The 11,993-nt window shown below is 67.7% G+C and carries 11 protein-coding genes and 1 tRNA gene; 9 read left to right on the top strand and 3 right to left on the bottom strand.

The genetic code is table 11. The features are described 5' to 3' along the window. Positions 1–11: 11 nt before the first annotated feature. Together A7U43_RS29300 and A7U43_RS24295 are read right to left on the bottom strand one after the other, a co-directional pair. Entirely contained in the window at positions 12–353 is a 342-nt protein-coding gene (locus A7U43_RS29300; protein ID WP_082902290.1) for an FmdB family zinc ribbon protein, read from the bottom strand. A gap of 58 nt (positions 354–411) precedes the next feature. Continuing rightward, on the bottom strand, positions 412–993 hold the full coding sequence (locus A7U43_RS24295) for a 5-formyltetrahydrofolate cyclo-ligase (protein ID WP_197499912.1): 582 nt from the start codon (positions 991–993) through the stop codon (positions 412–414). A 62-nt stretch (positions 994–1,055) separates the two neighbouring features. Here A7U43_RS24295 and A7U43_RS24290 point away from each other — a divergent pair, with 62 nt between their 5' ends. The 5 genes from A7U43_RS24290 (at position 1,056) to A7U43_RS24270 (ending at position 5,308) form a co-directional block, all read left to right on the top strand. Further along, on the top strand, positions 1,056–1,967 hold the full coding sequence (locus A7U43_RS24290) for a UTP--glucose-1-phosphate uridylyltransferase (protein WP_068000098.1): 912 nt from the start codon (positions 1,056–1,058) through the stop codon (positions 1,965–1,967). A gap of 39 nt (positions 1,968–2,006) precedes the next feature. Next, positions 2,007–3,260: a molybdotransferase-like divisome protein Glp gene (gene glp / locus A7U43_RS24285; protein WP_068000096.1), complete on the top strand. Its 1,254-nt coding sequence runs from the start codon at positions 2,007–2,009 to the stop codon at positions 3,258–3,260. 3 nt (positions 3,261–3,263) lie between these two features. Continuing rightward, a complete protein-coding gene (locus A7U43_RS24280; RefSeq protein ID WP_068000093.1) occupies positions 3,264–3,917 on the top strand; it encodes a GNAT family N-acetyltransferase in 654 nt (217 codons plus the stop codon). Between the two features lie 208 nt (positions 3,918–4,125). After that, positions 4,126–5,184 carry a divisome protein SepX/GlpR gene (sepX, locus tag A7U43_RS24275; RefSeq protein WP_068000091.1) on the top strand — a complete coding sequence of 353 codons (1,059 nt, stop codon included), beginning with the start codon at positions 4,126–4,128 and terminating at the stop codon, positions 5,182–5,184. A gap of 51 nt (positions 5,185–5,235) precedes the next feature. Beyond that, positions 5,236–5,308: transfer RNA gene (locus A7U43_RS24270), tRNA-Ala, on the top strand. A gap of 184 nt (positions 5,309–5,492) precedes the next feature. On the opposite strand, the gene A7U43_RS24265 is transcribed toward A7U43_RS24270, so the two are convergent. Beyond that, the gene (locus A7U43_RS24265) at positions 5,493–6,218 is read right to left on the bottom strand and encodes a TetR/AcrR family transcriptional regulator (RefSeq protein WP_068000089.1); all 726 of its coding nucleotides are present in this window, start codon (positions 6,216–6,218) and stop codon (positions 5,493–5,495) included. A gap of 109 nt (positions 6,219–6,327) precedes the next feature. Here A7U43_RS24265 and A7U43_RS24260 point away from each other — a divergent pair, with 109 nt between their 5' ends. From A7U43_RS24260 to mhpA, 4 genes are read left to right on the top strand one after another with little or no spacing between them, the layout of a single operon-like run. After that, the gene (locus A7U43_RS24260; protein ID WP_068000087.1) at positions 6,328–7,470 is read left to right on the top strand and encodes a VOC family protein; all 1,143 of its coding nucleotides are present in this window, start codon (positions 6,328–6,330) and stop codon (positions 7,468–7,470) included. Next, the gene (locus A7U43_RS24255; RefSeq protein WP_068000086.1) at positions 7,467–8,405 is read left to right on the top strand and encodes a fumarylacetoacetate hydrolase family protein; all 939 of its coding nucleotides are present in this window, start codon (positions 7,467–7,469) and stop codon (positions 8,403–8,405) included. Before A7U43_RS24260 ends, A7U43_RS24255 begins: the two co-directional genes overlap by 4 nt. Then, entirely contained in the window at positions 8,402–10,288 is a 1,887-nt protein-coding gene (locus tag A7U43_RS24250; RefSeq protein ID WP_068000084.1) for an acyl-CoA synthetase, read from the top strand. The genes A7U43_RS24255 and A7U43_RS24250 overlap by 4 nt, the downstream gene beginning before the upstream one ends. After that, positions 10,285–11,907 carry a bifunctional 3-(3-hydroxy-phenyl)propionate/3-hydroxycinnamic acid hydroxylase MhpA gene (gene mhpA / locus A7U43_RS24245; RefSeq protein WP_082902289.1) on the top strand — a complete coding sequence of 541 codons (1,623 nt, stop codon included), beginning with the start codon at positions 10,285–10,287 and terminating at the stop codon, positions 11,905–11,907. Before A7U43_RS24250 ends, mhpA begins: the two co-directional genes overlap by 4 nt. Positions 11,908–11,993: the final 86 nt, after the last annotated feature.

The following is an 11,993-nucleotide window of genomic DNA, read 5'->3' as shown; positions in this document are numbered from 1 at the left end:
TGGATAACGTGCTAGCTGGAGGCGGCGGCCGGCGTCGCGCTGGTCGAACTCGACGATGTCGATGACGAGCTCGACGCGGCTGATGCGCTGCTCGTGGAGTCCGAGGAGCTGCTCGCCGTCGACGTCGAACTCTCACTGCTCTTGGACGAGCTCGCGGTGCTGCTCGACTTCGACGAGTCGCGGCTGTCATTGCGGTAGAAACCGCTGCCCTTGAACACCACGCCGACCTTGCCGAACAACTTGCGCAGCCGTCCGTTGCACTGCGGGCAGACGGTCAGCGCATCGTCGCTGAACGCCTGGACCTGATCGAACCGATTGTCACACTCGGTACACGCGTAGGAATAGGTAGGCACGAAATCCTCCGAGACAGTCAAACCTTCTAGCACTCTAGCTGCTCAAGTGCTAGAACCGCTATGTGGGTTGGGTCATTCCCAGCACGACCAGGCCCCGCCCGGGGGTGAGCGCGTGGGTCATCGGCACATCGTGCGGTTCGGCGGGAATCTCGTCGAGCAGTTCGTCGTCGCGGATGACGGCCACCAACAGTGCACCGGCGGCGGCCAGGGGCAGCGCCCGGTCGTAGAAGCCGGCGCCGCGGCCGAGTCGGTTGCCACTGCGGTCGACGGCCAGCGCGGGCACCAGCAGCACCGTGGCCTCGGCGATGGATTCCGGGGCCAGCCAGGGCGGCGGTGGTTCGCGCAGCCCGAACGGTGCCGCGATCAGCTCGCCGGGCCGATACTCGGCCCACTGCATCGGCTGCCCGGTCCGGGCGATCGGCACCAGAATCCGTACTCCGAGCAGGCCGTCGAGCAGCGGTACCGCGTCCGGCGCCGCCCCGGGTTCCGAGCCTGCCGGAATGTAGGCGCCCAGGGTGCCCACGCCGGCGGCGAGCGCGGTTACTTGCGTTTGCAGGGACCGTGTTTCGGCAGCTCGGCGGGGCTCGGTGAGTGCGCGCCGAGCCGCGAGAATTCGCGTTCTGAGCGCGGGTTTCGTCATGATTGCCACGTTTGCGCCGACACCCTTCGCCTGAACCATCAACGGGCATTAGTGTGTCAACGATGGCACAGGCACAGGTACCCATCCCGCGGACCGCGGTGGTTCCCGCGGCGGGTCTGGGAACGCGTTTTCTCCCGGCGACCAAGACGGTCCCGAAGGAACTGCTGCCCGTGGTGGATACGCCGGGAATCGAGTTGGTGGCCGCCGAGGCGGCGGAGGCCGGCGGCGAGCGGCTGATCATCGTGACCTCGGAGGGCAAGGACGGCGTCGTCGCCCACTTCGTCGAGGATCTGCTGCTCGAAGGCACCCTGGAAGCTCGCGGCAAGCACGTCATGTTGGAGAAGGTGCGCCGTGCGCCCGCCCTGATCAAGGTCGAATCGGTGGTGCAGGCCGAGCCGCTCGGGCTCGGGCATGCGGTGGGGTGCGTGGAGTCCAGGCTGCTGCCCGACGAAGATGCCATCGCGGTGCTGCTGCCCGACGATCTGGTGCTGCCGACCGGCGTGCTGGAGACCATGTCCAAGGTGCGTGCCAAGCGCGGTGGCTCGGTGCTGTGCGCCATCGAGGTTCCCGGCGACGAGATCAGCGCCTACGGCGTCTTCGATGTCGAAGTCGTGCCGGATGCGGCGAACCCGAACGTGCTCAAGGTCAAGGGCATGGTGGAAAAGCCCAAGGCCGAGGATGCGCCGTCGCACTTCGCCGCGGCCGGGCGCTATGTGCTCGACCGGGCCATCTTCGATGCCCTGCGCCGGGTCGACAAGGGCGTCGGTGGCGAGATCCAGCTCACCGATGCCATTGCTCTGCTGATCGACGAGGGCCATCCCGTGCACGTGGTGGTGCACCGCGGCTCCCGACACGACTTGGGAAATCCCGGCGGCTACCTCAAGGCTGCGGTTGACTTTGCGCTAGAACGCGACGACTACGGACCGGAACTACGGCGCTGGTTGGTCGAGCGATTGGGCCTTGCCGAAGGTTGACGACAGCACGGCGGGTCTCGGACAGGAGAAAGGCGTGCGGTGCGGTCGGTTGAGGAGCAGCAGGCTCGAGTAGCGGCCGCCGCGGTGGCTCCCCGGCCGGTGCGGGTGGCGATCGCCGAATCCCAGGGTCTGATGTGCGCCGAAGAGGTGGTGACCGAACGGCCGCTGCCCGGGTTCGACCAGGCGGCGATCGACGGCTACGCGGTGCGCAGCGTGGACGTGCTCTCGGTGGGCGGCACCGATGACGATGGTCTCAACCGTGAGGTGAGCCTGCCGGTTGTCGGCGAGATCGAGGCGGGCGCGCGGACACCCAGCCGCTTGCAGCCGCGCCAGGCGGCCCGGGTGCAGACCGGTGCGCCGATGCCGACCCTCGCCGATGCCGTCCTGCCGCTGCGCTGGACCGACGGCGGTCAGTCCCGTGTCCGGGTGCTGCGCGGTGTGCGCTCCGGTGCCTATGTGCGGCGCACCGGCGACGATGTGCAGCCCGGCGACGTGGCCGTGCGGGCCGGCACGATCATCGGCGCCGCGCAGGTGGGTCTGCTCGCGGCGGTGGGCCGCGACAAGGTGATGGTGCACCCGCGGCCGCGGATGACGGTGCTCTCGGTGGGCGGCGAACTCGTCGACGTGTCGCGCACCCCGGGCAACGGCCAGGTCTATGACGTGAACTCCTACGCGCTGGCCGCGGCCGGACGCGATGCGGGTGCCGAGGTGAACCGCGTCGGCATCGTCGATACCGATCCCGCGAAACTCCGCGAAGTCGTCGAGGGGCAGATCAGCCGCTCGGAAGTGGTGGTGATCGCCGGTGCGGTCGGGGGTGCGGCGGCCGAAGCCGTGCGCGCGGTGCTTTCCGAACTCGGTGAGATGGAAGTGGTGCGGATCGCCATGCACCCCGGATCGGTGCAGGGTTTCGGGCAACTCGGTCGCGACGGTGTCCCGGTGTTTCTGCTGCCGGCCAACCCGGTCAGCGCGCTGGTGGTGTTCGAGGTGATGGTTCGTCCGCTCATCCGGATGTCGCTGGGGAAGCGTCAGCCGATGCGGCGGGTGATCCAGGCGCGCACGCTGGCCCCGATCACCTCGGTGGCGGGCCGCAAGGGTTATCTGCGCGGGCAGCTCATGCGCGACCAGGACACCGGGGAGTATCTGGTGCAGGCGCTCGGCGGCGCGCCCGGGGCGTCCTCGCATTTGTTGGCCACCCTGGCCGAGGCGAACTGCCTCGTCATCGTGCCCAGCGAGGCCGAGCAGATCCGTACCGGCGAGGTCGTGGACGTCGCCTTCCTCGCGCAACGCGGCTGAGACGTGAACCGCTGGCGTACCAACCCCGCGCATCCGGGGTGGCCGGTGCCGGTCGGGCCGATCCGGGTGCCTGCGGGCGTCGTCGGGCTACGACCGGTGCGGCTGCGCGACGGCGCGCAGTGGAGCAGATTGCGGCTGGCCGACCGCGAACATCTGGAGCCGTGGGAGCCCAGCTCGGAGGTGAGTTGGGAAATGCGCCATGCGCTTTCGTCATGGCCCGCGGTGTGTTCGGGTCTGCGGGGGGAGGCGCGCCGGGGCCGGATGCTGCCCTTCGTCATCGAACTGGACGGGCAGTTCGCCGGCCAGATCACCATCGGCAATGTCACCCACGGCGCGTTGCGTTCGGCCTGGATCGGCTACTGGGTGGCCCGGCAGTACACCGGCGGCGGGGTGGCGACCGGGGCGCTGGCACTGGGCCTCGACCACGCGTTCGGGCCGGTGATGCTGCATCGGGTTGAGGCCACGGTGCGGCCCGAGAACCTGGCCAGCCGGGCGGTGCTGGCCAGAGCGGGTCTGCGCGAGGAAGGCCTGCTCAAGCGGTACCTGGACGTCGACGGCGGGTGGCGCGACCACCTGTTGGTCGCGATGACCGTCGAGGAGACGGACGGTTCGGTGGCCGCGAAGTTGGTGCGGTCGGGGCGGGCCAGCTGGACCTGAGTTCTGCGGCGAAACTCGCGTACCCGCGCCTCGCGTAGCCGCGAATACGCCGGAAACGCGCGAATCGGCGTCGGCAATTGTTACTCGTGTGACTTATGTGACTCATGGTGCTTGTATCCGGTGAATTACAGGTGTGTAATTGACATCGGCGCGCCGCCCATGGATGCGCTGGTCACGGACCTAGCCTGAAGGGGAAAGGAAAGGCGTCATGCCAAGCATCCCCCAATCTCTGTTGTGGATCTCCCTCGTCGTGCTCTGGCTCTTTGTGCTGGTGCCGATGTTGGTGAGCAAACGGGACAATGTCCGGCGCACCAGCGATATCGCGTTGGCGACCCGCGTGCTCAACTCGGGGCGCAATGCTCGGTTGCGGCGTCCGCGCGCGGCTGCCGGGCACAACAGTGACCCGCACTGGCAGCCGTCCGCCGAATACGAAGGCGAGTTCGCCGACGATCTCGACGACGAACGCGGCGAAGAACCCGCGCGCCGCCGTGCGGTGGTGCTGGCCGCCGCCGTCGAGGAGTCGGCGGAGTCTCCCTACCTCGATGTCGACGTCGTCGACGAGGACTCCGGCGCGCTGCCCATCGGCGAGTCGTTCCAGCGGCAGGCCGACCCGCAGACCGAGGAGCTGACGCTGGACTTCGGCGCGGCCGAAGCGGCGGCGGCCGAAGAGGACGCCGAGGACGTAGCCGCAGAGGACATCGCCGCCGAGGAGCCGGCCGCCGAAGCAGATCTCACCGAGGACGACCTCACCGACGACGATTACGAATACGTCGAGGACTCATCGGGTCTGGAAGCCGAGGCCGACACTGAGCCCGAGTTGGCCGCGTCGATGGCCTCGGCGCGGCGCAACCGCTACGAGTCCAAGACCGCGCAGGCGGTGAGCGCACGCAAGTACACCTTCCGCAAGCGCGTGTTGATGTCGATGGCGGTGACGCTGGTGCTCTCCGCGGTGCTCGCCGCCGTGTTGTCGCCGACGCTGTGGTGGGCGGTCGGCACGGTCACCACGGTGACCGTGCTCTACCTGGGCTACCTGCGGCGCCAGACCCGCATCGAGGAGCAGGTGCGGCGCCGGCGCGCGCAGCGGATGATGCGGTCCCGGCTGGGGGTGGAGAACACCGAGGATGGAGAGTTCGACGTCGTGCCGTCGCGGTTGCGCCGCCCGGGTGCGGCCGTGCTGGACATCGACGATGAGGACCCGGTGTTCGAGCATCTGGAGTACGCCCGGTTCGCCCGGGGCTACGACCTGCCGCGGGCGGCGGGGCAGTAGCCACCGGTTTCGGCTGCCGCCAGGGTTACTGGTAGCCTGCATATCGTTCAAGGGGCTATAGCGCAGTTGGTAGCGCGTCTCGTTCGCATCGAGAAGGTCAGGGGTTCGATTCCCCTTAGCTCCACTCCGCGTTCTACGCGCCGTTCTTGGCGCACCTGATGTCCTCAGCGTCGAATCTGCCTCGATTGTTGCGCCGCCCGGGCCATCGGCCGCGTGCTAGCTACGCTCGGCACCGCGGGCCGACAATTTCCGACGTAGTGACCATTCAGCCACCTCGCGGGCCGTGGGTGGCTGATGGCCGCGGTGTGTTACTCGGAGTGCGCGGCGGGTGCGCCGTGTGCCAACGGGGCCGGCCACTCGTTGGGCCAGTCGCGCAGCGCCGAAATATCGGGTAATGGCTTGTGGCACAGTGTCTTGGCCTGCTTGGGTGTCATGCCGAGTGTGGTGAGTAGACGTTCGGTCACCGAGTCCACCGTGGCTTCGGTGTCACGTTCCGGTCGCTCCCGCAGTAGCGTGGCCAGGCCGACGAACATGCCCCCGGCGATGGCCAGTCCCAGCTCGGGGTCGGTGATCTTGAACCGTCCCTGGTCGACGGCCGCGGTGATGTCCCGCAGCGCTCGCGGTGACAACCCGCGATTCGACAGGATCAGTGAATCGCCATGCGCGAGCAGTAATGCCGCCTCTTGCGGGCGCAGGCGGAACAGTCGCCCGCTCAGGCGATAGTTGGCGGCAAAGGCCTCGGCCGGGTCGGAGATGGAGCCGGTGAAACTGTCGAGGACGGCCCCGAGATCGTCGAGTGCGTCGGTCAGGGCGGCCTCGAACAACTCGTCCTTGGTCGAGAAATGGTTGTAGAAGGACCCCATGCCCACATCGGCGGCTTGGGTGATCTCCAAGATCGGCACGCCCAGCTTGCCCTGGGCGATGAAGCCCTGGGCCGCGTGCACCAGGGCGCGACGGGTGCGCAACTTGCGCCGCTCAAGTCGGCTGATCGGCATGTCCGGCGACGCGGCGCCGCTGTGTTCAGGCTGATCCATGGCGGGAGGATACCAGCGCGCATCAATTCTGAGGATTTCGTCAGATACTCTTGACTGATCTTTTGAGCGTATGTGACGATTTCCTCAGATACGAGAAAGGGGGTGGAACATGGCCCGAGTAGTGACACCGAGGCAGGACGGTCACAAGGATCTGCACAGTGAACGGGGTGCCGAGCGCGGCGAGCATTCCGGCCGCTCGCAGAACCCGACGATTCGCGTGGCGGATATTGCGTGGCTGGAGTTCACCAAACCCGACCTGATGCGGGCCGAGGCGTTTGCCCGCGCGTTCGGATTCGGGATTGCGCTCCGGGATCCGCAGGAATTGCACCTACGCGGGACAACGGCGGGTCCGCCGTGTGTGATCCTGCGGCGCGGCCCCCGCACGCGTTTCGCCGGACTGGCCTTGCGGGCCGCCGACGAGGTCGACGTGCTGCGCCTTGCCGACAAGACGGGTGCTCCGGTGCTCCGGCTTCCTGAAGTGATCGGAGGCATCGGTGTTCAGCTGACCGACCCCAGCGGTACGCCGGTCAAAGTCGTTGCCGGCCAGCATGAACTTCCCGCGCAACCAGAACAGCAACCGCAGGTGATCAACGCAGGCTCCGGTGTGGCCCGGGTCAATGCCACGGTGCGGCCGCCGCGGGTACCGGCGCGTGTCCAACGACTCGGCCACGTGGTGCTGCAGTCCACCATCTACGTCCAGACGCTGAACTGGTATCTGGACACCTTCGGAATGATCGTCAGCGACTTTCTGTTCTTTCCCGGTCAGCGTGAGCGCGGACCGGCCATGAGCTTCATCCGGTGTGACCGGGGGAGCACGCCGACCGACCACCACACCCTTGCGCTGGCGCTCGGCCCTGCCGACCGCTACATCCACTCTGCCTACGAGGTCAGCGACCTCGACGCACTGGCGGCAGGCGGAGAATATCTGAAAGAACGCGGATACCAACGATCCTGGGGAATCGGTCGGCACATCCAGGGCAGCCAGTTGTTCGACTACTGGCGCGACCCCGACGGGTTTCTGGTCGAGCATTTCGCCGACGGTGACGTGTTCGACAACACCCTCGAGCCGGGCTGGGCCCCGTTCACCGCGTCGGGACTGGCGCAGTGGGGGCCGCCGGCCACGAAGGATTTCCTCGACGCCAGCCCGCGCGCCGCACGACATCAAGTGACCTCGATGCTCGCCGCCCTGCGTGGCGACAACGAATTCGACCTCAACCGCCTCGTCGGCCTACTGAAAGTTGCTGCCTCGTGACCATTTCCGTCCTGCGCACCAAAGACGCCTGGTGGGTCCAGACGCCCACCGGCGCTGCCAGAATCTCCACAGCCGCCACCAGCACCAGCGAGCTGCTCGCTGACCGTGCAGCGATCGAGGACGCCGCGGCCGCTGAGGGTTCGGTCGCCGTCGACGAGTTGGCGCTGTGCTCGCCCGTCACGGCACCGTGCCGGGTGATCGCACAGATGACCAACTTCGAATCCCACGTCCGCGATTCCGGAATGAATCCGAAAACCGTTCCGCTGACCTTCTTCCGAAAGTCATCGGCCTCGATCAGCGGCCCGTTCGATGACATCGTGCGACCCGCACACGTGGGCCTGCTGGACTACGAGATCGAGATCGGCCTGATCATCGGGCGAGATGTTCCGGTGGGTACCGCGATCACCGACGCGAACCTCGCTGATGTCATCGCCGGACTGACGGTCACCAACGACGTCTCGGCCCGCGACATCCAGTTGCCGCAGACCCAGTTCTACGAGGCCAAGTCGTACCCCACCTTCACCCCGGTGGGGCCCGCGCTGGTGCTCCTGGACGCCGCCGAACTTGCCCGGTTCGGCGACCTGCGGCTACGGCTGAGCGTCAGCGGCGACGAACGCCAGAACGCGGTTGTCGAGGGTGACATGCTGTACCGCCCGCTGCAGGCCCTGCAGTCGTTGACCCGGTTCCAGGACCTGTCGGCCGGCGATCTCATCCTCACCGGAACCCCGGCGGGAACCGCATTGACCGCCCCGCCCAAGCCGATCGAGATGATCGGCAACCTGCTGCCACCCGCGGTCAAGTGGAAGGCGTTCTTCTCCCGGCAGGCCAAGAATCCGAAGTACCTGGGGCACGGCGACGTCGTCGAGGCCTCGATCGCCACCGACGACGGTGTCCTCGACCTGGGCACCCAGCGGCTGACGGTGCGGCACGCGTGAGCGTCGACGCGCTGTGGCCCGCCGCCCAGTCGCCGCAGGACCTCGCTGCGATCGAACAGGTTCCGCTGGAACGTCGCGGACTTCCAGAGTCCACCTACGGCGTCGTCCTGCGCGCCGCGCGACTGTGGCCGGATCGCACCGCGATCACCGTCCTGCCGGACGGAACCGACTACGAGAGACATGCGCGGAGGACGTTCGGTGAACTCGCCGCCGACGTGACACGGACGGCAAAGGCGTTACGGCAGTGCGGTATCGAGCGGCGCGATGCGGTCCTGCTCATCAGTCCCAATTGCGACGAGTTGATCACCGCCACGCTGGCGGCGCAGGCCGCCGGTATCGCGGTGCCGATCAACGGATCCTTGTCCGGCGAGCACGTCACCGAATTGGCCCGGCTCTCAGGTGCCCGGGTATTGATCACCGCGGCACCCGAACTCGACCCCGCCGGCGTGCAACACGCCGCGGACCTGGCCGCCGCGGGCCTGATAGACACCGTGCTGCTGCTCCGCCCGACGCTTGCGGGCGATGCGCCACAACCGCTTCCGGCCCTGCCGGGCGTCACGGTGGCCTATCTGTCGGCCCTGGCCGCCGAACAGGACCCGCGACCACTCGTTGGTGGGCAGGCGGATTCGGCACAGTTGGCCGCCTTGTTTCACACCGGCGGCACCACCGGCACGCCGAAGCTGGCCGCACACACCCACGGCAACGAGGTCGCCGACGCCTGGATGGTCGCGCTCAGCGCCGACCTCGACGAGGACGCCGTGGTCTTCGCCGCGCTGCCGCTGTTTCACGTCAACGCCCTGATCGTCACCCTGCTGGCCCCCCTGTTGCGCGGTCAGCCCGTCGTGTGGGCGGGGCCGCTGGGATACCGCGACATGGGCCTCTACCAGAACTTCTGGCGCATCGTGGCGCACTACCGACTGGCGGCGATGAGCGCCGTCCCGACGGTGTACGCGGTGTTGGCCCACATCCCCGTCAACGCCGACATCTCCACCCTCACGTCCGCGGTGTCGGGCGCCTCGGCCTTGCCCGACACCGTGCGCGAGGACTTCCGCAATGCCACCGGGGTGAACCTGGTCGAAGGGTACGGGCTCACCGAGGCGACCTGTGCCAGCGCGCGCAGTTTCCCCGATCACCCTCGGCCCGGTTCGGTCGGCCAGCGCATGCCCTATCAGCGGCTCAAGGTCGTCGAGGTCGGCGACGACGGTTCCTGGCAGGAGGTTTCGACCAGTCGGGTCGGCAGGCTGGTCATCAACGGACCGACCGTCTTCCCGGGGTACGTCACCCGGCGCGACGATGACGGCTACGTGCTCGACGGTCGTGGTGCCTTGCGCGACGGGTGGCTCGACACCGGCGACTTGGCCCGCGTCGATGACGACGGCTTCGTCTATCTGGCGGGACGCTCCAAAGACCTCATCATCCGTGGCGGGCACAACATCGACCCCGCGGTGATCGAGGACGCGTTGCTCGCTCATCCCGACGTCACCGCGGCCGCGGCAGTGGCGCGGCCCGACGCCCATTCCGGCGAAGTCCCGGTCGGATTCGTCACGCTGCGACCGGGCGCGACCGTGCGCGGTGACGAATTGACCGCGTTCGCCGGCGAGCGGATCAGCGAACGCGCCGCGACCCCCAAAACAGTCACCATCATCGACGCGATCCCGGTCACCGATGTGGGCAAGCCCTACAAGGTTGCGCTGCGCGCCACCGCCGCCGAGCATGCGCTGACCGAAGCCCTTGCCGACGAGCCTGGGGTGGTACAGATCGTGGGCCAGGTCAGTGCCGGGCTGCCCACCGTCGTGCTCACCCTCGGGCCGGGCGCCGATCGCGCCGCCGTGGAACGGTTGGTGAAGTCGTTCTCGGTGAACCATGAGATTCGACAGTCATGACCGAGGCGAATACCTCTCATAACGAACATGTTCCGGTCGCGATCGTCGGTGGCGGGCCCACCGGGATCACCGCCGCCACGCTGCTGGCCCAGTATGGGGTGGACTGCCTTGTGTTGGATCGCTGGCCGCAGGTGTATCCGCAGCCGCGTGCGGTTCACCTCGACGACGAGGTCTACCGGATCCTGGCCCGGCTCGGCATCGCCGGCGAGTTCGCCGAGATTTCCCGTCCCGCCCACGGCCTGCGGCTCATCGATCGCCACATGGCGGTACTGGCCCAGTTCGACCGCGACACCGGGGTGACTCGCCATGGTTTTCCGGCGGCCAGCATGTTCGATCAACCCCAACTCGAAGAGCTGCTGCGCGCCAATCTGACTCGGCACCCGCGTGCCCGCCTACGCGGTGACATCGAGGTGCTCGACCTCGCGGTGGGCTCGGGTGCCCAGCCACTGCGCCTTACTGTGCGGGATCGCTCGACCGGGGCGCACTCAAACGTCACCGCCGACTTCGTGTTGGGCTGCGACGGTGCGAACAGCATGGTACGCAGCGCAATCGGTGCCTCGATGCGCAATCTGAGGTTCGACCAGCGTTGGCTGGTGGTCGACATCGCGACCGACGCCGATCTGCGGCAGTGGGAGGGTGTGCACCAGCTCTGCGACTCCCACCGCGCGGGCACCTATATGCGCATCGGGTCCACCCGCTACCGCTGGGAATTCCGGCTGCTGGACAGCGAAACGGTCGACGACTATGCCACCCTGGCCGACCTGCGCCCGTTGATCGCACCGTGGACGCGGGATGTTGACGAGTCCGATCTTCGGGTGATCCGGGTGGCCGAGTACACCTTTCGCGCCCAGCTTGCCGACCGCTGGCGGGATGGCAATGTCTTCCTGCTCGGCGATGCCGCCCACCTCACCCCGCCGTTCGTCGGGCAGGGCTTGGGCGCCGGGTTGCGCGATGCGATGAACCTGGCATGGAAGGTTGCCGGCGTGCACCACAAAGATCTTCTATCCAGCGTGCTCGATAGTTACCAGGCCGAGCGGCGCCCGCACACACGGCACATGATTTCGCTGGCGCTGAACGTGGGGCGTGCGATGACCGCTGGGGGACGGCTCGGCGCAGTCGCGCGCTCCCTGGTGTTGCCGCACCTGCATGCGGTGCCGGGACTGCGCGCGAAGGTCACCGACTCACGAACCCCGCCGCTTCGATCGTCGACCGTGCTCCGACGTTCCGCGACCACACGTGGTATCGCCGGCCATATGTGCCCGAATGCGCTTCTGGACAGTGGTATTCGTCTCGACGATCAAGTCGGCGTCGGGTTCGGTGTGATCACTCGGGCTGCCCTGACCGCTGGGCAGCAGCAGATCGTCACCGCGCGCGGCGCTCGCATCGTCCACGCTGCCGCAGGATCGGAGCTGGATCGATGGCTGCGCCGCCACTACGTCAAGGCCGTGGTGGTCAGGCCGGACGGCACCGTGATGACCGCCGGCCGTGACCTCACCGCAGTGTGCCACGGCGTCCCGCGCTTCCTACTCGGGCGCCGTCCACCGGACTTGCCCGAGCGTCACACCCGACCGCTCAGCCCGCCAACGTCGCCGTCCACCGGTGTCGTTCACCACGATTAGGAATGATCCGCGTGCTTCGTCACCCCTCGTCTGTGCCGGCCTACCGGCCCGACATCTACAGTCGTTCAGCCATTCTCGACCCCTAC

Source organism: Mycobacterium adipatum (assembly GCF_001644575.1).
Classification (GTDB): Bacteria; Actinomycetota; Actinomycetes; order Mycobacteriales; family Mycobacteriaceae; genus Mycobacterium; species Mycobacterium adipatum.
The sequence above is the reverse complement of the archived record's forward strand: the minus strand, read 5'-3'. Positions and strand labels throughout refer to the sequence as shown.

Bases quoted from the DNA above. Each gene is read 5' to 3' on its own strand.
- A7U43_RS24295 (WP_197499912.1), bottom strand. From the start codon at position 993: ATGACGAAACCCGCGCTCAGAACGCGAATTCTCGCGGCTCGGCGCGCA.
- A7U43_RS24290 (WP_068000098.1), top strand. From the start codon at position 1,056: ATGGCACAGGCACAGGTACCCATCCCGCGGACCGCGGTGGTTCCCGCG.
- sepX (WP_068000091.1), top strand. From the start codon at position 4,126: ATGCCAAGCATCCCCCAATCTCTGTTGTGGATCTCCCTCGTCGTGCTC.
- A7U43_RS24265 (WP_068000089.1), bottom strand. From the start codon at position 6,218: ATGGATCAGCCTGAACACAGCGGCGCCGCGTCGCCGGACATGCCGATC.
- A7U43_RS24260 (WP_068000087.1), top strand. From the start codon at position 6,328: ATGGCCCGAGTAGTGACACCGAGGCAGGACGGTCACAAGGATCTGCAC.
- mhpA (WP_082902289.1), top strand. From the start codon at position 10,285: ATGACCGAGGCGAATACCTCTCATAACGAACATGTTCCGGTCGCGATC.